The 25,412-nt window shown below is 67.3% G+C and carries 20 protein-coding genes; 9 read left to right on the top strand and 11 right to left on the bottom strand.

The genetic code is table 11. The features are described 5' to 3' along the window. Window positions 1–34: 34 nt before the first annotated feature. Both F624_RS0125530 and F624_RS0125525 read right to left on the bottom strand, forming a co-directional pair. On the bottom strand, window positions 35–1,990 hold the full coding sequence (locus F624_RS0125530; protein WP_019577223.1) for a gamma-glutamyltransferase family protein: 1,956 nt from the start codon (window positions 1,988–1,990) through the stop codon (window positions 35–37). Between the two features lie 82 nt (window positions 1,991–2,072). After that, window positions 2,073–2,324, bottom strand: coding sequence for a hypothetical protein (locus tag F624_RS0125525; protein WP_157443640.1), 252 nt, complete (start codon window positions 2,322–2,324; stop codon window positions 2,073–2,075). A gap of 224 nt (window positions 2,325–2,548) precedes the next feature. Between F624_RS0125525 and F624_RS33680 the strand changes: the two genes are divergently transcribed. Then, on the top strand, window positions 2,549–3,673 hold the full coding sequence (locus F624_RS33680) for a helix-turn-helix domain-containing protein (protein WP_157443639.1): 1,125 nt from the start codon (window positions 2,549–2,551) through the stop codon (window positions 3,671–3,673). Window positions 3,674–3,681: 8 nt separating this feature from the next. Here F624_RS33680 and F624_RS0125515 read toward each other — a convergent pair whose 3' ends face one another. Together F624_RS0125515 and F624_RS0125510 are read right to left on the bottom strand one after the other, a co-directional pair. Beyond that, window positions 3,682–4,212: a YybH family protein gene (locus F624_RS0125515; RefSeq protein ID WP_019577220.1), complete on the bottom strand. Its 531-nt coding sequence runs from the start codon at window positions 4,210–4,212 to the stop codon at window positions 3,682–3,684. Window positions 4,213–4,239: 27 nt separating this feature from the next. Beyond that, window positions 4,240–6,159 carry an NAD(P)-binding protein gene (locus F624_RS0125510; protein WP_043426728.1) on the bottom strand — a complete coding sequence of 640 codons (1,920 nt, stop codon included), beginning with the start codon at window positions 6,157–6,159 and terminating at the stop codon, window positions 4,240–4,242. Window positions 6,160–6,514: 355 nt separating this feature from the next. Between F624_RS0125510 and F624_RS0125505 the strand changes: the two genes are divergently transcribed. Together F624_RS0125505 and F624_RS0125500 are read left to right on the top strand one after the other, a co-directional pair. After that, on the top strand, window positions 6,515–7,105 hold the full coding sequence (locus F624_RS0125505; RefSeq protein ID WP_019577218.1) for a hypothetical protein: 591 nt from the start codon (window positions 6,515–6,517) through the stop codon (window positions 7,103–7,105). 159 nt (window positions 7,106–7,264) lie between these two features. Further along, window positions 7,265–7,882, top strand: a complete 618-nt coding sequence (locus F624_RS0125500; protein ID WP_019577217.1) for a YdeI/OmpD-associated family protein — start codon at window positions 7,265–7,267, stop codon at window positions 7,880–7,882. Here the strand turns inward: F624_RS0125500 and F624_RS0125495 are convergent. Further along, on the bottom strand, window positions 7,879–9,273 hold the full coding sequence (locus tag F624_RS0125495) for a putative bifunctional diguanylate cyclase/phosphodiesterase (RefSeq protein ID WP_019577216.1): 1,395 nt from the start codon (window positions 9,271–9,273) through the stop codon (window positions 7,879–7,881). The genes F624_RS0125500 and F624_RS0125495 overlap by 4 nt on opposite strands. Window positions 9,274–9,487: 214 nt before the next feature. Here F624_RS0125495 and F624_RS0125490 point away from each other — a divergent pair, with 214 nt between their 5' ends. Continuing rightward, window positions 9,488–11,194 carry a Na+/H+ antiporter gene (locus tag F624_RS0125490; protein WP_031256268.1) on the top strand — a complete coding sequence of 569 codons (1,707 nt, stop codon included), beginning with the start codon at window positions 9,488–9,490 and terminating at the stop codon, window positions 11,192–11,194. 12 nt (window positions 11,195–11,206) lie between these two features. Here F624_RS0125490 and F624_RS36300 read toward each other — a convergent pair whose 3' ends face one another. The 3 genes from F624_RS36300 to F624_RS0125475 all read right to left on the bottom strand — a co-directional run bounded on the left by F624_RS36300 (window position 11,207) and on the right by F624_RS0125475 (window position 17,722). Further along, window positions 11,207–15,208 (bottom strand): PAS domain S-box protein, encoded by a 4,002-nt coding sequence (locus F624_RS36300; protein WP_019577214.1) that lies wholly within the window; start codon window positions 15,206–15,208, stop codon window positions 11,207–11,209. Window positions 15,209–15,248: 40 nt separating this feature from the next. Further along, on the bottom strand, window positions 15,249–16,418 hold the full coding sequence (locus F624_RS0125480) for a response regulator (RefSeq protein ID WP_019577213.1): 1,170 nt from the start codon (window positions 16,416–16,418) through the stop codon (window positions 15,249–15,251). 239 nt (window positions 16,419–16,657) lie between these two features. Further along, window positions 16,658–17,722, bottom strand: a complete 1,065-nt coding sequence (locus F624_RS0125475; protein WP_019577212.1) for a serine/threonine protein kinase — start codon at window positions 17,720–17,722, stop codon at window positions 16,658–16,660. Window positions 17,723–17,879: 157 nt separating this feature from the next. Between F624_RS0125475 and F624_RS0125470 the strand changes: the two genes are divergently transcribed. Next, entirely contained in the window at window positions 17,880–18,266 is a 387-nt protein-coding gene (locus F624_RS0125470) for a potassium channel family protein (RefSeq protein WP_019577211.1), read from the top strand. Between the two features lie 19 nt (window positions 18,267–18,285). Here the strand turns inward: F624_RS0125470 and F624_RS0125465 are convergent, their stop codons facing one another. From F624_RS0125465 to F624_RS0125455, 3 genes are read right to left on the bottom strand one after another with little or no spacing between them, the layout of a single operon-like run. Then, a complete protein-coding gene (locus F624_RS0125465; protein WP_019577210.1) occupies window positions 18,286–19,260 on the bottom strand; it encodes a Bug family tripartite tricarboxylate transporter substrate binding protein in 975 nt (324 codons plus the stop codon). Window positions 19,261–19,295: 35 nt separating this feature from the next. After that, window positions 19,296–19,631, bottom strand: coding sequence for an AtuA-related protein (locus F624_RS0125460; RefSeq protein ID WP_019577209.1), 336 nt, complete (start codon window positions 19,629–19,631; stop codon window positions 19,296–19,298). A 41-nt stretch (window positions 19,632–19,672) separates the two neighbouring features. Continuing rightward, on the bottom strand, window positions 19,673–21,052 hold the full coding sequence (locus F624_RS0125455) for an acyclic terpene utilization AtuA family protein (RefSeq protein ID WP_031256262.1): 1,380 nt from the start codon (window positions 21,050–21,052) through the stop codon (window positions 19,673–19,675). 61 nt (window positions 21,053–21,113) lie between these two features. Here F624_RS0125455 and F624_RS0125450 point away from each other — a divergent pair, with 61 nt between their 5' ends. The 4 genes from F624_RS0125450 (at window position 21,114) to F624_RS0125435 (ending at window position 25,407) form a co-directional block, all read left to right on the top strand. Beyond that, entirely contained in the window at window positions 21,114–22,040 is a 927-nt protein-coding gene (locus F624_RS0125450; RefSeq protein ID WP_019577207.1) for a LysR family transcriptional regulator, read from the top strand. 36 nt (window positions 22,041–22,076) lie between these two features. After that, complete coding sequence (locus F624_RS0125445; protein ID WP_019577206.1) at window positions 22,077–23,810, top strand: ClcB-like voltage-gated chloride channel protein; 1,734 nt, start codon at window positions 22,077–22,079, stop codon at window positions 23,808–23,810. 80 nt (window positions 23,811–23,890) lie between these two features. Next, window positions 23,891–24,661, top strand: a complete 771-nt coding sequence (locus F624_RS0125440) for a transporter substrate-binding domain-containing protein (RefSeq protein WP_019577205.1) — start codon at window positions 23,891–23,893, stop codon at window positions 24,659–24,661. Between the two features lie 2 nt (window positions 24,662–24,663). After that, window positions 24,664–25,407, top strand: coding sequence for a substrate-binding periplasmic protein (locus tag F624_RS0125435; protein ID WP_043426714.1), 744 nt, complete (start codon window positions 24,664–24,666; stop codon window positions 25,405–25,407). Window positions 25,408–25,412 lie beyond the last annotated feature (5 nt).

Below are 25,412 nucleotides of genomic sequence, written 5' to 3'. Positions count from 1 at the left end.
TTCATGCCTTGTGACTCTGCTCAAGCAGCCGTCATCACAGTGCCCCGTCACCCAGCACAATGCCCTCGCGGCGTGGGTCTACACCGCCTTGGAGCTTGATCTGGCCATTGACGTTGACGCGCATGATGGTGGAAACGCCGCTGGATTGCGCCGCATTGTTCACGGTGTGGCCCTTGGCCTTGAGGCCGCTGACCAGCCCCGTGAGGTCGAGCGATGTGTTGGCACCGTCAACGTTGGTGGTGGCGCTGTTGGCGGCGCCCAGGTTCACCAGCGAGGTGGCCTGTTGCGCATCAAGACCCCAATCCAGTGCACCGACCACGGTCTTGAGCACGTACTGGATGATGGTGCCGCCGCCGGGCGAGCCGGTGGCCATCACAAAGTCGCCGGGCGCTGTGCCCTTGAACACCAGCGTGGGCGCCATGGTGCTGCGTGGGCGCTTGCCCGGGGCCACGCGGTTGGCCACCAGCACGCCTGCGCTGTCGGTGGGCAGGGCCGAGAAGTCTGTGAGCTGGTTGGTCAGCAAAAAGCCGCCCACCATGTGGAAAGAGCCCATGCTGGATTCGACGGTCGAGGTCATGGAGACCACGTTGCCGTAGGCGTCCACGATGGAGAAGTGGGTGGTGCCGTGCTCGATGGTCTTGTCCACACCCAGCGGAATGTCGCCCAGGTTGCCCGCGCTTGCCGTGCCCATCGAGTTGCCACTGGCGTTGATCAGCGCCGCCCGCTGCTTGAGGTAGGCCTTGTCGATCATCGACGAGACGCCCTTGGCGGGCAGCGGGATGAAGTCGGTGTCGGCCACATACTTGTCGCGGTCGGCGTAGGCCAGGCGCTCGGCCTCGGACACCAGGTGCACGCCCATCACGCTCGGCACGCCGCCTTCGTTGCTGGGGTTCGTGGGGCCATATTGGGAGAGGTCGAAGTTTTCCAGAATGCCCAGCGACTGAGCGATGGCAATGCCACCCGATGAGGGGGGCGCCATGGTGCAGATGTAGTAGCTGCTGCGGTAGCTGGTGCAGACCGGGTCACGCTTCTTGGCCCGATAGGCTTTGAGGTCGGCCACCGTCATCAGGCTCGGGGTCATGGGGGTCTTGGCCGTGTCATCGCCCACCGACTGGGCCGCCTTGGCCACGATGGCCTCGGCAATGGCGCCAGAGTACAAAGCATCTGCGCCGCCTGTCGCAAGGGCTCGGAGTGACTGCGCGTAGGGCAGGTTGGTGGTCACGCTGCCACTGGTCTTGGGTGTGCCGTCGGCATTGAAAAAGGCCGCCACGGCGTTGGCGTCCAGCCGCAGGCTGGCCGCGTTGGCGGCAATCGCATCGCCCATGCGGGTGGGGATTTTGTAGCCATTGGTGGCAAGGCTGACACCTTCATCGAACAATTGGCCCCAGACCAGCTTGCCATGCTCTTTGTGGGCCAGTTCGAGCATGCGCATCACGCCCGGCACACCGATGGAACGACCGCTGCGCCGTGCGCTGGGCACGGGAGCTGGTGACGACGCGTCAGCCTGGTTCTGGCGCGCCAGGTAATAGCCTGTGGCGGCCGCTGGGGCAGCTTCGCGGCCATCGTAGGCGACGACCTGCTTGGTGGCCGCGTCGTAGTACACCATGAAGGCACTGCCCGCAATCGTGCTGGACTGCGGCTCGACCAGACCCAGCACGGCTTGCACGGCCACGGCTGCATCGACCGCTGTGCCGCCAGCTTTGAGCACATCGCACCCGGCCCGGGTGGCCAAGGGGGTGTTGGCCACCACCATGTAGTTGCTTGATGTCTTTGCCTTGTAGCCGAGCCGGTAGCCCGAGGCGGCCTCGGGTGCTGCAGGATCACCGGCCAGACCCGAGCCCACCACCACGGGTGAGCCGGTGCTGGAGGCCACAGAGCAACTCTGGGCATTGTTGTCCACGATGAGGCTCGAGTCGGAGCCTCCACACCCATGCAGCGCCAAGGCTGCAACCACGGGCGATAAGGCCCAAAGCCACACTTTTTTCTTCATTCCAGATCCCTGTGACAGCCAAAAGACATGCAGTTTTACACTGCAGGCAAAAAACTTTGCAATATCCATGCCGATGAGGCGGTCAGGAATCGAGGCCCTTGCCTTTTATGGAGCCCGGTGCCATGCGCAGTGCGGGGTTGCTGGCGGAGTTGCTGGCGGGGCCGGGCAGGCTGGGGGCAAAGCACTGGGTCACATCGGTAGGGGCCGTCCAAGGGGCTTGGCCGGTGTACAGCACCAGCGTGATCAGCGCCGGCCGTTGGCCCAGCTGCAGTTGCTTTTGCTTGATCAGGCTTGGGGCCCGCAGGCCGAGGTAGGCCATCGTGGAAGTTGCCACCCACCGATGCGGTGGCGGGCTACATTTGAATTGGGCTCACATCGTCAGCAACGAGCGCCCCGGCTCGAAAGAAAATCAGTGCGCGATCGATGACCGCATCCAACCACATCCAATGAGTGCCAACGCACCGGGTGGCCGTTGCCGTAAGCCTGGCGTTCAACCTGAGGCACGAACAATTCGCCGGCATCGAAGCGTGCCGGAGCAGCAGTTGCCGATTTGGGATCATGACCGGCCTGGTGAGTTGTCTAAGATGCCCCCAAGTACCTGCCGTGCGGCGCGAGCAATGGCGTCATCGCCACCAGCGCAAAAGTCCGCTGCGGGCGCCGCTTCAACATCCTGAATACACCGCCACGATGGAACGTCAGTTCGAAGCCGGTCCGAGCGATGCCATGGCGCCCCTGGTTCGTCGGGAGCGTGAGTTCTCTGCCGATTTTGCGGCCATGGAGAGCATTCCTGGTTGGCACATCCAATGCCTGCAGGTTTCGCGCGGGGCGTTGGCCGGGCATTCTGTCGACCTCCACCTGCCGGCAATTCAATTGCTGTTCGAGGACTATCGCAACGTTGCGACGAACCATTTCGGTTGCGGCCCAGAGGGCACGATCACTTTCGGGGTTGCGAGGGCCATGCAGGGCGTTGGCATGCTCAATGGCATCCCATGGCGTGACGGGTTCAGTGCTTTCGACACGCGACGCGAAATCGACTCGATCGTGATGCCGACCCAACTGATCTCCATCGTCGTTGATCGCTGTCTGCTTGGCGAATACCTCTGGCACACCGAGCATGCCGACATCGAGCGCTGGCTGTCGGACAGGCCTGCCGTTGCCAACGATGCGTCGCTTGCAGCCAGCCTGTCACAGCGGCTGCACCTGCTGCTCGACCGTGCTGACGCCCGATCCGACGCGGCGAACGCGCAGGCCTTGAGGCATCACCTGCAGCAAGGTGTCATGGAGCTTCTCGGGCCCAGCATCGTCGATCATCTGTACGCCGCGCGGTCTGACCGAAGCGAGGCGCCGCACATCGATGTGGTGCGCCGAGCCCGCGACTACTTGAGAGAGCATCAAGACGATCCCCCCTCGATTGGGCAGTTGTGCCTGGCATTGGGCGTGTCCCGTCGGTGGTTGCAGTGGAGCTTCAATGAAGTGCTTCAGATCAGTCCGCATGCCTATCTGCGTGCGATGCGGCTGGGCGGGGCACGTCGAATGCTGGCAATGGGCTCGCCTGGCGTGCAGGTGAAGGACGCCGTCGAGGCCTTCGGCTTCTGGCACCTCAGCCGATTCAGCCACGACTACCGCAGCCTCTTCGGCGAGCTTCCGTCCGAGACACTGCGGCGCGCGCGGCTGCGCGCCTGAGCTGCCTCCTACTTCTGGCCGGCGGCCTTGTTGAAGGTGCCGAGAAGAACGACGTCCCCCGAGCAAAGCCACTGGCCGTTGATCTTCTCCCACACGAACAGGATGCGCACTGGCGAAGGCGGGTAGTCCTTCACCTTCTCCGGCTTCACGTCGGCGTAGAAGTTGGTCCAGTCCCAGCCCATGTTGCCGTTCACGTAGGTGTGGACCGACTCGATGCGGACCTTCGTCGTGTCGGCGACGAAGGTCTTGTAGAGCTCCAGGAACTGCGGGCGTCCCATGGCAAAGAACGTCGGTTCCCCCTCTGCGGCAGAGAACGCATGGGGTGAGTAGAAGCCTTTGACCAGCCCGTCAGCGTCCTGGGCGGCCCAGGCTCGCTCCTTCAGGTCGTACTTGGCCCGGATGGCCTTCTTGAAGGCCTGCAGTGCTGGCGACGACGTTGCCTGATCGGCTGGTGTTTTGTCAGCCGCAGGCATCGCAGACACGCAGGGTACGGCACAGGCAACGAGCACGGTCAGGATGATTTTTTTGAGGTGATTCATAGGGTGCATTGGATTGGATGAGAAAGCTCAGATCACGCTGAGAAGCTGGGTTGCGGCACGTTGCCCTTCGTCTGCGGCGGTCTCCCACATCTGCGTGCCGGTCAGCTCGGAGTGAGAGAACGCGATGCGATGGAAGGGCTTGCGCAGGATCTCGCGCGGGGCCGGTTTGCCGTTTTTGCCGAAGAAGAAGCCAGGAGGATCGACCACATAGGCGTGGCCCCACCGGTTGGTTGTGATCCCCGCGATGTCGCGTTTCGCATCGAACCCAGCCGACGAGAACATCTTGGTGAACTGGGCGCGAACCGAGCCTTCGATCTGGGCGTAGCTCATGCCGAACAGCTGCATGCGCGCCGAGGTGCACTGTTGAGCATGTGGCAGCCCCGGCAACAGGAAGGGGTTGTATTGCGTCAGCACGACGGGCTTGTTCGGGTCCAGCGGCATCGTCTCCTTGCCGTCGATGAGGACATTGCGGCGCAATCCGGTCCACCACCCGAAGCCTTCAAACCAGCGGGCGCAGCTGATGCCCAGCTTGTCCAGAAAGCGCCAGTTTCGCAGTGCCACATTGATCGTCAGCATCGGCGCATGGTGGAAGCCCTGCATCGACTCCCGGTGCTCACCGCTGACGTCTCGACAGATGTGACGATTGACGTGTTGCTGGCCGGCCATCACCACGCCCTTGGCCTGGACTTTGTGGAGGCGGCCACCGCGTTCGTACCAGACGATCACCCGCTTTGCCTTCTCGGGATCGCCATCGTGCTTGACCGCCACGACAGTGCTCGACAGTCGAATGCGCACGGTGTTCGCTGCCTGGTCCAGCACGCCGAAGTTGATCCGGTCGAGAAGCAGGTCGCTCAGTCCCTTGCCTTTGAACGCCCCCGGAATCATCTTCTGCACCAGGCGCCGGGCGATGCTGGCGTTGCCACCCGGCAGCGTGACGAGGTAGACCTGGTCTGCCGGGTCGGCCAGCCCCTTGTTCAGGTCGCGGCCCTGCGAGACCGCACCTGGCGCCATGAAATTGAAGGCCGAATAGGCGGAGATCACGTCGGCACCCAGGCCGCAGCCCATGGCCGCGTTGACGGGGCTGATGTACTTCTCGAAGGCCGGGGAGTTGATGCCGACCTCCTTGCGCAGGTACTCTGAGTACGTCATCGAATCCAGCCACTTTTCCCAGTCGGGACGGCGGTTCGGTGTGCGGAACAACTCGGCGGTCATGAAGTCCAGGCGCTCCTTGTCACTGAGCGGCGTGTTTCGCAGCCCGTCGCGCCACATGTTCTTGACGAATCCCTTGGATTCGAAAAAGTACCCGATGTCCGCGGCCTCCCACTGGATGTGCATCGGCCCCCACATGTCGCCCGGAACGAGCATCTTTGAAGACAGGTTGCGCGGCTGCTGGAACTCGAACTCGCGGGGGAAGTCGAGTTGCTCGTAGAAGTCTGAATAGAAGTTGTATTCCTTCGCGCGATTGACAGGGAACACCATGCCCGTCGAGCCCTGCGGCGCCCACAGGTGGGTGCCATCGACCTCGAACTCGTTTTGCTTGGCTTCGCCCCCGAAGACCGGGTGCTGGTCCAGCAGCAAGACAGGGCTTGTCGGGCGATTCTGGTGGTAGGTGTAGGCCGAGGTCAGCCCCGAGATGCCGGAGCCAACCACCAGGAGGTCAAAGACCTCGCCGGTATCGGTGGCCGAATCCAGATAGGTGTCGAGGTCCTGATTTCGGATGTGGCCGTGTGCCGCATTGAGAACCTCGTGCGTGTTGCCGTTCGCCTTCCCATAGTCCCCGATGCCCCCGGGCCCGGTCCAACTGGCGTCCAGTCCGGTCATGGGTGCGTTGACCGTCTGAGCGCGGGCGGACTGGATGGCGCCGGGTGCGGCAGCCGCCAGCAGCGCTGCGCCCGCACCAAGCAGTGTCGAGCCTGTGAAGTCTCGCCGAGTGATGGGCGTGTTCATGCCGAGGCGATCCGCCTCACGGGGGGACAGGCGCGGTACCCCCTCAGGCGAAGGCACTTCCGGCGGGTGGTCTTGGTTCATGGTGATTCGTGCTCCGGCTCAAGCGAGCGCGGATGGCAGGCGTGGTTGTGACGGCCTGATTCTGGAAGCGCCCTTCGCTTGGGCGTTAGCCGTTCTTGGCAGTCGCCCTGGATATCGACCCAGGCATCGGCCATCAACGCGCGAGGGCCGTTGTTGATGGCAGCGTTGCAGGGGTGGCGCCGGTTGGCGCTTGATAGGATGACCGCGATCGCTTGGGGGCCCACATCAGCCCCCATTTGAAATGGCCATCCAACATCCAACCCACTTCCCTCCAATGCCCCGCCGAGCCCCTCTGATCAAGCGCACCCTGATTCTGTTTGGGGTGGTCGTGCCCGCGCTGGCTTGGGCTCTGGTGAAGCCGGTGCGTGTTGCCGTGCCCACGCTGAATGGGGTGAGCTGCGTGGAGCAGGTGTGCGTCGATCAGCTTGACCGGTTGGGCGAGGCGCAGGCGCTTTACCGCGAGGGCAACGAATTCATCGCCGAGCGCTTCGGTGTGGATCTGATGCAGCCCAGAGTGGTGTTCTGTTCCTTGCCGGCCTGCGCAGAGGGCTTTGGCCTGGGGGTCAGATCGGCCGTGACCGTGGGCACGGTGGGCACCGTCATCGGCCCCAAGGCCTGGAAGCCGTACTACATGCGCCATGAGTTGATCCATCAGCTTCAAGCCGACAAGCTGGGCTCGGTGCTGTTGCTGCTCAAGCCCTCCTGGTTGCTCGAAGGCATGGCCTATGCCCTGAGCGATGACCCCAGGCCGGTGCTGGCCGACCCCTGGCAAGGCTACCGAGCCCAGTTTCTGGCCTGGTACGGCCAGTCAGGTCGCGACGCCTTGTGGGAGCGTGCCGATGGGGTCTGGTTGAATGAGCGTTAGGGTGGGCTAGCGTCCACTTTGCAGCGATCAGCGCTGCCATGGTTGGCATGCGTGGCTCACGCACGTTTTGAGACATCGGCTCTCGCACGTCGAGGGACCTTGAAAAAGGGGGCCTGCATGCCGTCATGGGCCAACCTTTTTTGCGGCAGACTCTGCAGCATGGCCGCTCTTCAAGCCCTCCCCGATGTGAAGCCGTTCAAGTCCGCCCGGGCCTTTGAGGCCTGGTTGCGCAAGCATCACGCCAGCTCCGAGGGTTTGTGGCTCCAGATCGCAAAAAAGGGGTCTGGTGTTCCCAGCGTCACCTACCCCGAAGCCGTGGAGATCGCCCTGTGCTGGGGCTGGATCGATGGTCAGAAAAAAGGCTTCGATGAGCAGTACTTTCTGCAGCGCTTCACCCCGCGCCGCCCGCGCAGTGTCTGGTCGAAGGCGAATGTGGCCAAGGTGGCCGCGCTCATCGACACTGGGCGAATGCAAGCCGCGGGCCAAGCCCAGGTCGATGCCGCCAAGGCCGATGGCCGCTGGGAGCGCGCCTACGACGGCGCTCGCACCGCCACCGTGCCCGAGGACTTGCAGGCTGCGCTGGCTGCTTGCCCGCCGGCACAGGCCTTTTTCTCGACCCTCAACGCCAGCAACCGCTATGCCGTGATCTGGCGCGTGCAGACGGCCGTCATGGCGGCCACCCGGGCCAGGCGAATCGCACAACTGGTCGAGATGCTGGCGCGGGGCGAGGTGGTGCACATCTTCAAGCCAAAGCCCTCGGGGACAACCACCCCCTAAACCCGACCGCCCACCGGCCCCGGCAGCCCGGCGCGCAGCCCCTCCACCCAGCCCTCCAACCCGCTCACCGGCACAGGCCGGCTGAACAGATAGCCCTGAAACTGCTGGCAGCCGTTGTCCAGCAGAAAGGCGTGTTGTTCCTGGGTTTCGACGCCTTCGGCGATCACCTGCAGGTTCATGGTGCTGCCCAGGGCCAGCACCATGCGCACGATGGCGGCGCTGTTGGGTTCGGTGAGCACATCGGCCACAAAGGATTGGTCGATCTTGAGCTTGTTCAGGGGCAGGCGCTTCAGGGTGCTCAGCGATGAGTAGCCGGTGCCGAAGTCGTCCAGCGAGAAGGTGACGCCGCAGGCGGCCAGGGTGAGCATCTTGAGCTTGATGTCGTCCATGTCTTCGACCAGCATGGTTTCGGTCAGCTCCAGTTCCAGCCGGCTGGGGCTGAAGCTGTGGCGTTGCAGCAGTTCCAGCAGCTGGGGCACAAAGTCGGGCTGGCGGAACTGGCGTTGGCTGATGTTCACCGCCAGGCACCAGGTGGCGCGCACGGGGTGTTGCGACCAGGCCTGCAGCTGGGCGCAGGCGGTCTCCAGCACCCATTGGCCCATGGGCACGATCAGGCCGCTCTGTTCGGCCAGGTCAATGAACTGGCCGGGCATGACCAGGCCGCGCGTGGGGTGCTGCCAGCGCAGCAGGGCTTCGGCGCCCAGCACCTGGCCCCGGGCGTCCACCTGGGGCTGGTAGTGCAGCTCGAACTGGTGCAGCACCAGGGCCTGCACCAGTTCGGCTTCGAGTTCGGAGCGCTCGGTGGCGTCGGTCAGCAGCACGTGCACCAGCAGGATCAGCATCACGGTGGCGGCCAGGGTCTGCAGCCAGGTGCCGGGCACGCGGATGGCGTCGGGCAGGGCGTAGCCGGGCACAAAGTTGGCGGTGGTGGCGGCCAGCACCACAAAGGCGCTCAGGCAGCTCAGGGCCACGCCGTAACGCAGGCGCGGGTCGTCGTCGCGAAACGCCACCAGCGCGGCCACGCCCAGGGCCAGCAGGTACAGGTGGGTGGAGCGGGGCACGGTGGCGGTCGGTGGGTCCAGCAGCACGGCGTTGCCGATGACGATCACCAGCAGGCTGCCAAAGATCACGAGATTGGCCGCCTGGCGCTGGTTCAGGCAGGTCAGTGCCAGGCTGATCAGGCCGAAGCTGAACAGGGTGGCGTCCATGGCCACCACCAACCACAGGCCCTTGGAGGCAAAGAACAGGCCCCACACCACGCCCATGAAGATCATCATGGCGCTGGTCAGCAGGCGCACGCGCCGCTCACGCCGGTGGTACAGCAGCCCCAGTTCGGGGGCTACCCACAGACGGCGCCATTGGCGGATGAGTCGAGCGGCAGCGTTCGGCATCGGTTGCATCAACCTCCCGGGGCCATTTTGGCAGCAGCATGGGGGTGTTGTCTTGTTCTGCGGCCTGGGTTGTTGGGTGAAAGGGCTTGTGTTGCCGCTTGCCTGTTAACATTTTTGCCCCCGCTTTGCCTGGGCTTCACGCGCTGGGGGCGCCGCGGGCGTCTACAGTCGGGGCCTTCGCTCGCCGGCCGTCGGTGCTTTGTCTGGGTTGTTGATGCAGAGTGTTCTTTCTCTTTTGGCCTTGTTGCTGCTGGTGGCCTGTTCGGGCGTGATGGCACGCTTCTGGCCGCGGGTGCCGCAGCCTTTGCTGCAGCTGTTGATGGGGGCGCTGGTCGCCTGGCCGGCCTCGGGCCTGCGGGTCGAGCTGGACCCGGCCACTTTCATGTTGCTGCTGGTGCCACCGATGTTGTTTGCCGATGGCTGGCAGATGCCCAAGCGCGAGTTCGGCGCCAACATGTGGCCGATTCTGCTGCTGGCGGTGGGCCTGGTGCTGGTCACGGTGCTGGGTGTGGGGCATGTGATCCACTGGCTGCTGCCGGCCATGCCGCTGTCGGTGGCCTTTGTGCTGGCGGCCGTGTTGTCGCCCACCGATGCGCTGGCGGTGTCGGCGGTGGCGCACCGGCTGCCCATGCCGCCCCGGCTCCAGACCATTCTTGAGGGTGAGTCGCTGATGAACGACGCCTCGGCCCTGGTGGCGGTCAAGTTCGCGGTGGCGGCCACGCTCACCCAGCAGTTCTCGCTGGGCCGGGCCTTGCTCGACATGGTGTGGATGTCGGGCGGCGGGGTGCTGGTGGGCCTGGTGTTTGCGCGGGTGTTTGCGGCGCTGCACGACCGCTTTCTGTTCTGGCGCGAGGGGGCCGAGTCGGCCCCGCCGGTGCTGGTGATCTTGCTGATGCCTTTCGGGCCTTATTTGCTGGCCGAGCACTTCGGCCTGTCGGGCGTGCTGGCCGCGGTGGCGGCGGGCATGGCGGCCAGCCAGTTCGATGTGCGCAGCACGCGCTTCAATGCCTTCCATGTGCAGGCCCAGGGCACCTGGGAGGTGATCCGCTTTGCCTTCACGGGCCTGGTGTTCGTGCTGCTGGGCCAGCAACTGCCCGAGCTGCTGCAGAACCTGCAAGAGCCGCTGCAAGACTTGAAAGAGGCCGGCGCCCCGGTGCACCACGGGCATGCGCTGGGCCCCTTGCTGGGGAGCACGGCGGGCATTGCCCTGGCTTTGCTGGCGGTGCGCTTTGTGAGCCTGGCGGTGGGGGCGGCCCTGCCGGCCTGGTTGCCCCGGCGCTGGCGCCGCGGCACGGTGCGGCCGGTGCCCTTGAGCTGGGTGGGGGTGGCCTCGCTGGGCGGCATCCGTGGCGGCATCACCTTGGCGGCGGTGCTGGGGTTGCCGACGCTGCTCAACGATGGCACGCCGTTTCCGGCGCGGGAGCTGCTGATTTTTCAGGCGACGACGATCATCGTGGTGTCGCTGCTGGGGGGCAGCATCGGCCTGCCGTGGTTGCTCAAGCGCCTGGGCACGGCCAGTGGGCCGGGCAGCCTGCGGCGCCACCGCGAGCTGCGCTGGGCGCGCAAGCGGGCCTCACGGGCCGCTTTGCTGGCCCTGCGTTCACCCGAGGTCGATGCCGAGGTGGATGCCGTGGCCGAGGCGGCCCAAGGCCCGGCCCGCGAGGCTGCCGACGAGGTGCGCCAGCGCGTGCAGCACCTGTACCACCACCGACTCAATGAAGCGGTGGGCGATGAGGAGTCGCGCCTGGTGTCGCAAGGGGTGCTGGCCCTCGAACAGCGCCTGCGCCTGATGGCGCTGCAGGTCGAGCGCGAAGAACTGGCCGGCCTGCGCGAGCGGCACCAGATCAACGACGAGACCTACCGCGTGCTGATGCGCGAGATCGACATGGTCGAGCTGGTGCTGCGCGGCGCCATCCACTGAGGCGGGGGCCGGTCAGGTCCCGCGCAGGGCGGGCTCCTGGGCCAGCAAGGCGTCGAGCGTGCTCAGGGCCTGGTCCAGGGCGTAATCGGCCAGTTGCCGATCCATTTGCCCGGCGGCCTCGGGGTAGCGCGTGCGCAGTGGGTCCGCCAGCGCCGCATAGGCCGTGGTGGCGCGCACATCGTCGGTGCGCAACAGTTCGCGCAAGGCCTGCAAGGGGGCGACCAGGCTGGCCGGTTCCACCGCCGGGCTGGAGGCGATCGGCGTGCCGGCCGGGGCGGCCAGGGCCCGCAGCCAGGGCGTCAGGGTGTTGAGCTGGCCCACAAGCTGGTGAAGTTCAGCCGGTTCGGTAGGGCAGTCTGCCTGTTTGATCCTTTGCTCCAGGGCCGCGGCGGTGTGCTGCAGGGTGCTCAGGCCCAGGGTGCCGGCCAGGCCCTTCAGGGTGTGGGCCATGCGGTGGGCGCCCTCGGTGTCGCCGGCCTGCAGCAGGGTCTGCACCGATTGGGCATCGGCACCGTGCTCCAGGCCAAAGCGGTGCAGCAGCGCCATCAGCCGCTGGGGGCGGCCCAACACATTGCGCAGGGCCTGGTCCAGTGCCAGGCCGGGTACGGCGAGCAGGGCCGGGGGCAGCCCGGCGGGTGGTTCGGCCGGCAGGGCGTCGGCAGGGGGTTGCGGCGGCTGCGGCAACTGAGGGCTGGCCGCGGGCAGGGGCGGCAGCCATTGCAGCAGGGTGCGGTACAGGCCTTCGGGGTCGACCGGTTTGGCGATGTGGTCGTTCATGCCCGCGGCGTGGCAGGCCTGCCGGTCTTCCTCGAACGCGTTGGCGGTCATGGCCAGGATGGGCGTGCTGGCATAGCCGGGCAACTGGCGGATGGCGCGGGTGGCCTGCAGGCCATCCAGGCGCGGCATCTGCAGGTCCATCAGGATCAGGTCGTAGGCGGTGTCGCGAGCGCGCTCCAGGGCTTCCAGGCCGTCCTGGGCCAGGTCCACCTGCAGGCCGGCATGGGTCAGTAGGTCCAGCGCCACTTCCTGGTTCAGGGCATTGTCTTCGGCCAGCAACAGGCGGGCTTGGCTGTACCGGGCCAGCGCCTGCTCCACCTCGCTGCGGCCGGGCCCCTGGGCCGACGCCGGTGCCAAGGTGGGGGCGGGCGTGCTGGTCAGGGCGGTGGCGGCGCGCCCCGGGGCTTCGCGCTGGCCGCTGTGTTGTGCCTGGCCAAAAGGTGCCTCGATCCAGAAGGTGCTGCCCTGTCCCAGGGCGCTTTCCACGCCCACCTCGCCGCCCATCATGTCGGCCAGGCGGCGTGTGATCACCAGGCCCAGGCCGGTGCCGCCAAAGCGGCGGGTGGTGGAGACATCCGCCTGAGCAAAAGGCTGGAACAGGCGCTGCTGCTGTTCGGGGCTGAGGCCGATGCCGGTGTCGCGCACCTCGAAGCGCACCCACTGCCGCGGGCCGTCCTGGCGCAGCACGCGGCCCTGCAGCAGCACGCGGCCCTGCTGGGTGAACTTGATCGCGTTGCTGGTGAAGTTCAGCAACACCTGGCCCAGGCGCAGGCCGTCGCCGTGCAACTGGGTGGGCAGGGTGGCGATGTCGGTTTCCAATGCCAGGCCTTTGTCGGCGGCGCTGTCGCCCAGCAGGTTGCACACGTTTTTGAGCACATCGGCCACTTCGAAGTCGGTCGGGTCCAGCGACATGCGGCCGGCCTCGATCTTCGAGAAGTCGAGGATGTCGTTGATGATGCCCAGCAGGTGGTGGGCGGCGTCGTTCACCTTGTCGAGCCGGCTGCGCTGCTGCGGGCTCACGTTGTCGCGCTGGATCAGATGGGTGATGCCGATGATGGCGTTCATCGGGGTGCGGATCTCGTGGCTCATGTTGGCCAGGAAGGCGCTCTTGGTCTGGTTGGCGGCTTCGGCGGCCTCCTTGGCGGCGGCCAGTTCGGCGGTGCGCTCGGCCACCATGTCCTGCAACTGGTTCTGGAAGCGCAGCAGTGCGCGCTGGTCTTCCTTCTGGCGGGTGATGTCGGTCCAGATGGCCGAGATGTAGCGGCTGCCCTGGATGTCGATGATGCGCGCGCTGATGGCCAGGTCGAGCAGGCTGCCGTCCTTGCGGCAGCGCTGGACTTCGTCGTGTGCGCCTCCCTCTGCCTGCACGGTGCGGATGCGCTGCTGCAGCTGCTCGCGCCCTTGCGGCGGCGTCACGTCGTAGATCGACAGGCGCCCCAACTCTTCGCGGGTGTAGCCCAGCAGGGTGCAGGCCGCCTCGTTGAACTCCACAAAGGCCAGGGTCTCCAGCTCGATCAGCACGATGCCGTTGTCCGACTGGCTCATCACCGCAGCGTACATCTGCTCGCGTTGGCGCAGGGCTTCGCCGGCCTGGCGCACCACGGTCATGTCCTGGGCCATGCCGTCGGCCCAGATCACACGACCGGACTCGTCGCGGTTCATCTCGGCGCGTTCGCGGATCCAGCGCGTGACGCCCTGCATCACCACCCGGTGCTCGATGTCGTAGCGCTTGCCCTTGAGGGCGGCACGCCAGGCCTGGCGCACGGATTCGCGGTCGTCCGGGTGCACCATCTCCATGAAGCCGGCCAGGGTGACGGGCGTGCCTTTTTCCACCCAGAACAGCTCGTAGGTTTCGTCAGACCAGCGGAGGCTGCCGTCACGCATGTGCAGCGTCCAGCTGCCGATGCGCGCCAGCTGCTGGGTGCGGCGCAGGGTGGCTTCGCTGTCGCGCAAGGCGTGCTCGGCCGAGCGTGCGGCGGTGATGTCGCGTGCTACGCCCAACACGCCCAGCAGGGCGCCTTCCTGGTCGTACAGCGGGGTCTTGACGGTTTGAACCAGCTCGCGGTGCTGGTCGCTGGCAAAGGTCAACCATTCCTCGTTGCTCACGGGGTGGCCTGCCAGCACGGCCTGCAGGTCGTTCTGGCGGAACAGGTCGGCCAGATCACGCGTCACGAAGTCGTAGTCGGTCCTGCCCACCAGTTCCGCCTCGGGGTGACCCATCAGGTCTTCGAAGCGGCGGTTGCATTGCAGAAATACGCCCTCGGCGTTTTTCAGCCACACCAGGTCGGGCATGCCGCGCACCAGGCTCTTCAGGCGGTGGCGTTCGGCGTCCAGCGCCAGCTGGGTCTGCTGGCGCGCCTCCAGGGTGCGCACAAAGTTGACCACGGCCTGGGCCAGGTCGCGCACCATGCTGTTGCGGGTGCGGGTCAGGCCCTCGACCTGCGACAGGGTGCCCAGGTCCAGCGGCATGGCCGCCTCGCCTGCGGGCGAGGGGGCCGAGCGGGCCGCCTGGCTAAGCTGGCCCAGGGCACCGGCCAGCAGGTCGAGCGGGCGCGTCAGCCACCACGAGATCAGCAGCCACAGCAGGCACATCAGCAGCAGGCTGACGGCGGCGAGGCTGGCGGCGGTGTAGACGAAGTCGTGGCGCTGGCCGGCCATGGCGGCCAGGCGGCTTTCGGTTTCTTCGGTCAGCTGACCGTTCAGCTGTATGGCGTGCCCCACGTAGTGCAGGTAGTGCTCCAGGGCTTCCGCGGCGCGGACCTGGCCCAGGCGCGGCGAGGCCGACAGCAGTTCGGTGGCCATCATCATGTAGGCGCGGTACTGCTCGTAGGCCTCCAGGGTTTCTGCCGTGAGCGGGCTCAGGCCATTGCCCAGGATGGCCAGGGCCTGGGTCATCTGGTCGCGCTGCCGGTCTTGCCCGGCCAGTTCGTCGATCAGCCGTGTGTTGGCCTGCCGGGCCTGCTCCGCCGTCAGCTGGCCGCTTTGCGCCTGCTCCAGCAATTGGCTCAGGCGCTGGTGCAGGCCCAGCATCTGGTGGCCCAGCAGGGTGCTGTGGGTCATGGCCGTGGTCACGGCCAGCACCTCGGCCTGACGCCGGTCCTGCTGTTCAACGAGGCGTTGCAGGGCCAGCAGGTTGACGGCCACGACCACGCAGGCGGCCAGCACCATGGGCACAAAGAACAGCAGCAGCAGGCTGGCCCGCTTCTTCAGCAGCAGCAAGGCGGGTGTGGGGGCCATGGTGAAGTGCCTGTCTTTGCAGTGGGGCCACGAAGGCGCGTCAGCCCAGGGCGTGTCGTGGGGGGATGTCGGCGTAGCGCATGGCCACCTCGACAAAGCGGGGCTGCAGGGCCAGGAAGGCGTCCACCACATCGGGGTCGAAATGCCGGCCCCGGCCTTCGGTGATGATGCGCACCACCGTGTCGATGGGGAAGGGCTCCTTGTAGTGGCGCTTGCAGCTCAGCGCATCAAACACATCGGCCAGGGCCATCAGGCGCGCGGCCACCGGGATGTCGTCGCCCGCCAGGCCGCTGGGGTAGCCGCTGCCGTCCCATTTCTCGTGGTGGCTCAAGGCGATCTGCTGGGCGATCTGCAAAAACTCCAGCGCCGGGCCGGGGCCCGGTGCCAGGCCTTGGACGTGGCCCGCCTGCACGCGCAGGATGGCCTCGTGCAGCGCGTCGGCGCCGATCTGGCTGTGCGTCTTCATCACCTCGAACTCTTCTGCCGTCAGCCGCCCGGGCTTGAGCAGGATCTGGTCCGCGATGCCCACCTTGCCGATGTCGTGCAGCGGTGCGGCCTTGGCGATCAGGCTGTCGTAGGGCGGGCGCAGGGCCTGGGCAAAGCGTGGGTGCTCGCGCAGGTGCTCGATCAGCAACTCCACATAGGCCTGGGTGCGGTGCAGGTGGTTGCCGGTTTCGTTGTCGCGCTTCTCGGCCAGCAGGGCCAGGGCGTTCAGGCTCACGTCCTTGATCAGCTCGTTTTCCTCGGTGCGCTGCTGCACCAGGTGTTCCAGGTTCTCGTTTTGCTGGCGCAGGCTGTCGCGGGCCTGCTTGAGTTCAAGGTGGGTGCGCACGCGTGCCAGCAGGATGGCGGCGCGGATCGGCTTGGCCACGTAGTCGACGGCGCCCTGGCTCAAGCCGCGTTCTTCGTCGTCATCGCCCGACATGGCGGTGACGAAGATCACCGGGATGTCGCGCGTGGCCGGGTCGGCCTGCAGGCGCTCCAGCACGCTGTAGCCGTCCAGCCCCGGCATCATGATGTCCAGCAGGATCAGGTCGGGGCGGGGCGGCGTGTGCACCGCGGCCAGGGCCCGCTGACCCGAGTTGGCCACGCGCACGCGGTACAAGGGGCTCAGCAGCTCGCCCATCACGGCCAGATTGGCGCTGGTGTCATCCACCACCAGGATGGTGTTGCGCTTGTCGTCGGCGGGTGTGGGCAGGGCTGGGTCCATGGCGGTGGGTTTTGCTGGGCCGAGCTGGCGTTTGACTCAGGCCAGCGTGGCCTCATTTGTGATCATTTTTGGTCGGATTCGGTCGCGGCAATTGACGTGCATCAGGGCTTGTGTGCAAATCGTTACAAGCAGGGCGCTGGTGCGTCAGGCACAAGGCCCGTCGCGCCCCGATCGGATTGAACTGATGGGTCTGAATGTAACCGCTTGTTAATTTAACAGACAGTTGGGTTGGGTTGACATCAAGCCACCAGCGGGTCGGCGTCCAGGGCCTCGAGCTGGTCGTGCAACAGGTGGGTCTGGCCATGCCAGTAGTCGCTGCTGCCGAACCACGGGAAGTTGATCGGAAAGGTGGGGTCGTCCCAGCGGCTGGCCAGCCAGGCGCTGTAGTGGATCAGGCGCAGCGTGCGCAGGGGCTCGATCAGGCTGAGCTGGCGGCGGTCGAATTCGCACACCTGTTCGTAGCCGTCGATCAGGCTGCCGAGCTGGCGGTTCTGCTGCGCCCGGTCGCCCGACAGCAGCATCCACAGGTCTTGCACGGCCGGGCCGGTGCGGGCGTCGTCCAGGTCCACAAAGTGGGGGCCACCGCCTTCCACCTCGGTGGGGGTCCAGAGGATGTTGCCCGGGTGGCAGTCGCCGTGCAGGCGGATCAGTTCGATCTGCTGGCCGTCAAAGCGCCCGTCCGGCAGCACCAGGGGGTGGGCGGCGATGCGCGCCAGCACCTGCTCGCAGGCCTGGCGCCAGGGGCCTTCGGCATCGGCCGGCAGCACCCGGCCCTGCAGCAGGCCGTCCACCGCAGCGCGGCCGAAGGTGTGCAGGTTCAGCGCTGGCCGAACCTGGAAGGGGCGCTGGGCGCCCACCTGGTGCAGCCGGGCCAGAAAGCGGCCGGTCCACTCCAGCACCTCGCCGTCGTCCAGCTCGGGCTGGCGGCCGCCGCGCCGGGGCGAGACCGAAAACGCAAAGCCCTCGTGCTGGTGCAGGGTGCGGCCTTGCAGCGTCAGCGGGCCCACGGCGGGCACCTCGGCGGCCTGCAGGTCGGCCGAGAAGGCGTGTTCTTCGAGGATCTGGGCCTCGCTCCAGCGGCCCGGGCGGTAGAACTTCACCACCACCACGCGGTGGCCCTGCACCGGGTCTTCGAGCTGCACCTGGTAGACGCGGTTCTCGTACGAGGACAGGGCCATCAGGCGGCCGTCGCCATACAGGCCGATGCCGGCCAGGGCATCCAGCACGGTGTCGGGCATCAGGCGGGCGTAGGGGTGCAGGGCGTTGTCGGCGGCGGGGCTGCGGGGCATGGAGTCTTCAGGCATGGCGCCATTGTCCTCCGCCCTGCGGCCCGTGCGGCCCGATGGCGAATTGAGCCCGTCGGCTTGACGAGGGTCAAGGCGAATGCCTCGCCTCGGCGCACACAATGCCGGCATGGTCACACGCAGGCGCCGTCACATTCGTTTCATCAGTCGCAGGGGCTTGCTGTACTCGCTGCTGCTGGCCTTTTTGATGATGACCCTGGGCGGGCTGGGCTTCTGGATCGTCGAGCCCGGGGTGCATACCTTCTGGGACGGCCTGTGGCTGGCCTTCACCACCGCGGCCACGGTGGGCTATGGCGACATCGTGCCGACCACGCATTGGTCCAAGGCCTTTGCCGTGGCCGTGGTGTTGTTGGGCTTGGCGGTGTTGTCGCTGGTCACGGCCTCGGTGGCGGCCATGCTGGTCGAGGTGGACGAGCGCGAGATGGACGACGCCGTGCTCAAGGAGATCCGCCACCTGCGCGCCGACCTGCATGCGATGCAGGCCGAGCTGAAGGCCCTGCGTCAGGACGCCCGGCCTGCGGTGCGCACCGCTGACCCGGGCTGATCAACTCACTCGGGCCCCATCACTCGGGCTCGATGCCCGCCGCCTTGATGATGCGGCCCCACTTCTGCGATTCGACCGCCTGGAACTTGCGCTGCTCCTCGGGCGTGTTCAGGTAGGTCTCGGTGCCGGTGGGCTGGTAGAAGGCGGCCTGGGCGCTGCTGTGGGCGGCCTTGTGCAGCAGTTCATTGAGCTTGGCCACCACCGGGGCGGGGGTGCCGGCCGGGGCGTAGGCGGCAAACCAGTAGGTGGCTTCGTAGCCTTTCACACCGGCTTCTTCGATGGTGGGCACCTCGGGGGCCAGGGCGCTGCGCTGGCGCGGCGTCACGCCCAGGGCGCGCAGCTTGCCGGCCTTCACCTGGGGCAGGCCGGTGGCCATGTCGGTGAACATCACGTCGATCTGGCCGCCCAGCAGGTCGGTCACGGCCGGCGGGTTGCTGCGGTACGGGATGGCCAGGATGTAGGTGCCGGTGAGCTGCTTGAACATCTCGCCCGCGATGCGGCTCGACGAGCTGCCCGCGCCAAACGACAGCTTGCCGGGCTGGGCCTTGGCCAGCTTGATGAACTCGCCCACGCTGCGCGCCGGGTAGTCGGGGCGCACCACCATCAACTGGCCGCCACGGCCCAGGGCGGTGATGGGTTCGAAGTCTTTCACCGGGTCGTAGGGCAGCTTCTTGTACAGGTGCTCGTTGGCCGCGTGGGTGGTGTTGGTGGCGATCAGCACGGTGTAGCCGTCGGGCTTGGCCTTGGCCACCAGCTGCGCGCCGATGAAGGCGTTGGCGCCGGGGCGGTTGTCCACCACCACCGGGGTCTTGGTGTCAGCCGTGATGGCATTGGCCAGGGCACGGGCCAGCTGGTCGGTGGCGCTGCCGGCGGTGAAGGGCACCACGAAGGTGATGGCCTTGTCGGGGAAGCTCTGGGCCAGCACGGGGCCGGCCAGGACGGCGACAGCGGCGGCCAGTGTGGTGTGCAGCAGGGTGCGGCGAGGTGTGTTCATGCAAAGTCTCCTTGTCTTTGTTGGGGGGCGGTGGCTCAGGCCCTGGGGGCCTGCACTGCTAGGGTCAGCAGCAGGCCCGACAGGCTTTTGCCGTGGGCGTCCAGGTTCAGTGCGTCGTTCACGCCGCCCTCGAGGATGTCATGCAACACGAAGTTCATGGCCTGCAATCGGGGCAGCAGGTACCTCGTCACCCGCGTGGGCCGGCGGCTGGCGAACAGCGCGGCCACGCGGGCCTCGGTCACCTGTTCGACCAGCAGGGGCCAGTGCTGCGCCTCGTAGGCGATCACGCTGATGCTGGAGGTGTTGCCCTTGTCGCCGGTGCGCCCGTGGGCCAGTCGGGCCAGGGGCACGGTGGCGGTGTCGGGTGTCATGGCGTGGGGGGCTGGGGTGGTCGCGATGGGGGCGGATTGTGTCACAGCAGGCTCCAGTGTTCCTTGATCCAGGCCCGGGGCACGAACCACGACTCGCTGGCCAGGCGTGGCGTGATGGCGCTGCGCACGCCGCCGCCGCCGGCCGGGCCGCAGGTGTACAGGGCCAGCACCTCGCGGGTCAGCAGTTCGGCCTCGCTGCGCTGGGTGGCGCGCGCGGCCACGCGCAGTCGTACGTCCTGCACGTCCTGCATCAGGCCGGCGGGTTCCAGGCCGTCCTGGCCTGCGGCCCAGGTGCCGGCGTCGTCGGCAAACAGGCTGGCCACGCCGATCAGGTCGCAGCGCACCGGCTGCAGGCCCGGGGCCAGTTCGGCCAGGCGGCTGCGCACCACCTGGGCGGCCAGCCGGGCGCGGGCCACGGCATTGGGGCCGGCGTAAGAGATCTCGCCCTCGGCCAGCCAGCCGCCTTCAAAGCAGGCGGTGGTCTTGAGGGTGTCGGGCCGGGCGTGGCCGCGCACACCGCTCACCTGCACCTGGTCCGGGCCCAGGGGCTGCAGCGTGACCTCGCTGAGGTCGGCCACCACGTCGGGCGTGAGGTAGGCGGCGGGGTCGTGGATTTCGTACAGCAGCTGCTCCTTGACGGTGCGCTCGTCCACGCAGCCGCCGGTGGCCTCGGCCTTGCCCACCACAAAACGGCCATCGGCCTGCACCTCCAGCACCGGAAAGCCCACATGGGCCAGGTCGGGCACGTCTTTCAGGCCCGGGTCGGCAAAGTAGCCCCCGCACACCTGGGCGCCGCACTCCAGCAGGTGGCCGGCAATGGTGCCGGCGGCCAGCCGGTCCCAGTCATCGTTGGCCCAGCCAAAGTGGGCCAACAGCGGGCCCAGGGCCAGGGCCGGGTCGGCCACGCGGCCGGTCACCACCACCTGGGCGCCGGCGCGCAGGCAGGCCGCGATGCCCTGGGCCCCCAGGTAGGCGTTGGCGCTGACGGGGGCGTCGGTGCGCGGGCCGCGCACCTGGGCCAGTTGATCGGGGCTCAGCTGGGCCAGCACGTCGTCGCCTTCGACCACGCCCACGCGCAGCGCGCCCAGGCCCAGCTCGGCCGCCAGGGCCTGCAGGCAGGCCGCCGCCCCGCGTGGGTTGGCCGCGCCGAAGTTGCCCACGATGGGAATGCCGTGGCGCACGCAGTCGGCCAGCACCGGGCGGATGAAGCGCTCCAGCGTGGGCTCGAAGCCGGCGGCCGGGTTCTGGCGCCGCTGCAGCTGGGCCAAAGCCAGCGTGCGTTCGGCCAGGGTTTCGAACATCAGCACGGCGGGGCCGCCGCGCGCGATCAGGGTGCGCACCACGGGCACGGCGGCGTCCCAGCGGTCGCCCGAAAAGCCGGCGCCGCAGCCGATCAGCAAAGGGGGTAGGGGTGAAGACATGGGCCGCAGTGTGGTGGGCTGGAGTGCATTTGTAAAATGGATTGATTGAATGGATTGATCCATGAAACCACTGAATCCGATCCGCTGGTCGTCGGCCGACCTGGAGGCTTTTGGGGCCCTGGTGCAGACCCGCCACTTCACCCGCGCGGCGGAGCGCTGTCACTTATCGCAAAGCGCCTTCAGCCAGAAGATCCGCCGCCTGGAGGCCGCGGTGGGCGCTCGCCTGTTCGAGCGCTCCACCCGCCAGGTCAGCCTGACGCCCGAGGGCGAGCTGCTGGCACAAGAGGTGCTGCGCCTGGAGCAGGAGCTGCAGCAGGCCCTGGGCCGGCTGCAGGCGCTGGCCGGCCTGCAGGCCGGGCGGGTGGCGGTGGCGGCCCTGCCCTCGATGGCGGCGGTGTGGCTGCCCGGGCTGGTGGCCGAGTGGCGCCAGCGCCACCCCCAGGTGCAGCTCACCCTGCATGACACCCTGGCCCAGGGCGCCACCGCGCTGCTGCGCGAGGGGCGGGTGGACTTTGCCCTGACGGCGGGCGGCGACCTGCGCGAGTTCGACACCGAGCTGTTGTGCACCGAGCCCTACTGGCTGGTCTGCCCGACCGGTCACCGCCTGGCCGAGCGCGCTGCCGCTGGGGCGGGCTGGGACGATCTGGCCGGTGAAGAACTGATCCACCTGGCGCGCAGCAGCAGCGTGCGCCAGCAGATCGAGCGCCTGAACCCGGTGCCCACCTGGCGCACCAGCGTGCTGGAGGTGGAGCACCTGGCCACGCTGGCGGCCCTGGTGCGCGCCGGCCTGGGCCTGAGCCTGGTGCCTGCGCTGACGCTGTTTCACTTTCGCGATGCGAGCCTGGTGGCGCTGCCTTTCAACGAGCCGGCCCTGGCTCGGCCGCTGGTGCTGGCGCGGCGCAAGGGGCAAGCACTATCGGTGGCGGCGCAGGCGCTGCGCGGCATGTTGCTGGAGCGGCTGGCGGTGGGCGACCCGGGTGCGACCTGATTCGGCCGTGCGGGGCCTCTGCTATCGTCGGGCGCCATGAAGCATCTGGCCTTTCGCTGGCTCACCGTGCGGGCGGGGCTGCAGCGTTTTTTTCGCATTGCCGAATGGCAGTGGATGTTGGGCTGGGCCGTGGTGGCCGGCGTGCTGGGGGCCCTGGCCACCGAGGCGTTTCGCTGGGCCCTGCTGCGCCTGGATCACCACCTGCTGGGCCAGAGCGGCAGCCTGGTGGCGCTGGCACGCAGCTTGCCGGCCTGGGAGCGGGTGCTGGTGCCCACGCTGGGCGGGCTGCTGGCCGGGGCGCTGCTGGTGCTGGCACGCCGCGCCGCCAACCCGCAGGCCCACAGCGACTACATGGAGGCCACGGTGCTGGGCGACGGGCGCATTCCGTTGAAGTCCAGTCTGCTGCGCAGCGCTTCCTCGTTGCTGAGCATTGCCAGCGGCGGCTCGATCGGGCGCGAGGGCTCGATGGTGCAGCTGGCGGCGCTGAGTGCCTCGATGCTGGGGCAGGGCTTGCGCTTTCCGGTGGCGCGCCTGCGGCTGCTGGTGGCCTGCGGCGCGGCGGCCGGCATCACAGCCGCCTACAGTGCCCCGATTGCGGGCACGTTCTTCGTGGCCGAGATCGTGCTGGGCTCGATGGCCATGGAGAGCCTGGGGCCGATCATGGTGGCGGCCGTGGTGGCCAACATCGTGATGCGCCAGATGCCCGGTTACCAACCGCCCTATGCCATGCCGCCCTTCCCGGCCGTGGCCGGGGGCGAGGTGCTGCTGTTTGCCTTGATGGGCCTGCTGCTGGGGGCGGGCGCGGCGCTTTTCCTGCGCCTGCTGGGGCAGTCGCGTGCGCTGTTCGGGCGCCTGCCGCTGCCTTTGCCGCTGCGGCTGGCGCTGGGTGGCTTGGTGGTGGGGGTGATCTCGGTGCCCCTGCCCGAGGTGTGGGGCAATGGCTACAGCGTGGTCAATTCGGTGCTGCATTCCGACTGGCCCTGGGCCTTGTTGCTGGTGCTGCTGGTGGCCAAGGTGGTGGCCACCTTGTGCACGGTGGGTTCGGGGGCGGTGGGGGGCGTGTTCACGCCCGCCATCTTTTTTGGCTGCATCGTCGGCGCCCTGTTCGGGCAGGGCGCGCAGGCTTTGTGGCCGCAGGCCGCCTCGGCGCCGCTGGCCTACGCCATGGTGGGCATGGGCGCGTTTCTGGCAGGGGCCACGCAGGCGCCCCTGATGGCCATCCTGATGATCTTCGAGATGACGCTGAGCTACCAGGTGATGCTGCCCCTGATGGTGGCGAGTGTGATCGCCTATTTTGTGGCCCGCTCGGCCCATGCCGGCGCCATGTACGACATCACCAGCCGCCGCCAGGGGTGGCAGGCCGAGCAGCAGCGCCTGCGCGCCCTGGGTGTGCGTGAGCTGATCGAGCCGGCGCAGACCGTGGTGGGGCTGCAGGATGGTCTGGATGAAATGAGCCGGCTCTTCATGCACCACCCGGTGAAGTACCTGTATGTGGTGGATGACCAGCAGCACTTTCAAGGCGTGGTGCCTCTGAAGCGCCTCAGCCCCGCCGAGCGCCTGCCCGACCTGGAGCGCCTGCGCGCTGGCGATCTGATCAGCTCGGAACTGCAGCCCCTGACCGCCGGCATGGGCCTGTCCGAGGCCCTGCAGCGCTTCATGGAGCACCGTGGGGAGCGCTTGCCGGTGATCGAGTCATCTGCAGACCCCCGGCTGCTCGGTGTTGTCAACAAGAGCGCGTTGCTCGCAACCTACGCACGACTGAGCGGCTGATACCGGATGCGGAGGCATTCGACAGGCGGCGATTTATCATGCCCCACCGTGATTTGTTTATTTCTGTAAGGATTGTCGTCATGCCAAAGTTTCCTCACAAAGCCCTTCTGGCCGCCCTGGCTGTTGTCTTCTGCGATGCCGCGCAAGCCGGTGGGGTGGATGAGGTGGTGAAGGCCGGTGTGCTCAAGGCCTGTACCCCGGGTGACTACAAACCTTTCAGCTTTGCCCTGCCCGATGGCAGCTTTGAGGGTCTGGATGTGGATCTGGCCACCTCTCTGGCCACCTCGCTGGGCGTCAAGGTGCAGTTCGTGAAGACGACCTGGGCCAAGATGATGGACGACTTCACCGGGGGCGCCTGCGACATCGCGGTGGGCGGCATCTCGGTCACGCTGGAGCGCCAGAAGCGGGCCTGGTTCAGCGCGCCCTACATGGTCAACGGCAAGACGCCGCTGGTGCGTTGCGCCGATGTGGCGCGCTTCCAGACCGTGGCGGCCATCGATCAGCCGGGCGTCAAGGTGGTGGCCAACCCGGGCGGCAGCAACGAACGCTTTGCCCGCGCCAACTTCAAGACCGCCCAGCTCACCATCCACCCCGAGAACCTGACCATCTTCAACGAGGTGCTCAGCGGCCGCGCCGATGTGTTCGTGACCGAGTCGGCCGAGACCCTGGTGCAGCAGAAGCTGCACCCCGGCTTGTGCGCCGTGAACCCCGACAAGCCCCTGCAGTACGGCGAGATGGCCTACCTGCTGCCGCGCGGCGACACCCTGACCAAGGCCTATGTGGACCAGTGGCTGCACCTGATCCAGGCCCAGGGTGACTACCAGCGCATGGCCGCCAAGTGGCTGAACTGAAGTTGCTTCCCTGTCTGAGCCGCCGTGCCTGGCTGCTGGCCTTGGCACTGGCGGGCGCCCCTGTGGCCCACGCGGCCGATGAACTGGTGCTGGGGGTGCTCGACAACTCGCCCCCGATGTCGTTCCGCGATGCCCGGGGTGAGTACAGCGGCTACAGCATCGACATGGCGCGTGCCCTGTGCAAGGAACTGGGTCGGCACTGCCGCTTTGTTTCGGCCACCATTGCCAGCTCGATCGACGATCTGAAGCAGGGCCGCATCGATGTGGCGGCCATGAGCCTGCTGCCCACGCCTGAGCGGCGGGCCCAGATCCTGCTGGCTCGGCCGTACTACACCTCGATCTCGGCCTGGGTGGCCCGCCCGGGCCTGCTGCCCGAGCAGACCGGTGTGCGGGTGGCCGTGGTTCAGGGCTCGGCGCAAGCGCGCTTTGCCGCCCAGCGCCAATGGCAGCGGGTGGAGGTGCTGTCCAACGCCGATCTGGCCGTGCAACTGCGCCAGGGCAAGGCCGATGGCATGCTGGCCCCGATGATGAGCGTGATCGGTCTGATGAAAGACCCGAGCCTGCAGGCCTTGGATCTGAGTGTGCAGCCGCGCCGTGAGCCCGAACTGACCGGGGCGGCCTCCTTCGGGATCACGCCACTCAAACCCGAGCTGAGAACCCAGGTGGACGCGGCCCTGGAGCGCCTGGAGCGCGACGGGGTCTACGACCGCATCAACTCGCAGTACCTGTCCATCCGGGTGAACTGAAGGCC

It is taken from the genome of Curvibacter lanceolatus ATCC 14669, from assembly GCF_000381265.1.
GTDB lineage: Bacteria > Pseudomonadota > Gammaproteobacteria > Burkholderiales > Burkholderiaceae_C > Curvibacter > Curvibacter lanceolatus.
Note: the sequence above shows the minus strand (reverse complement) of the source record. Positions and strands in the feature narration are given on the sequence as shown.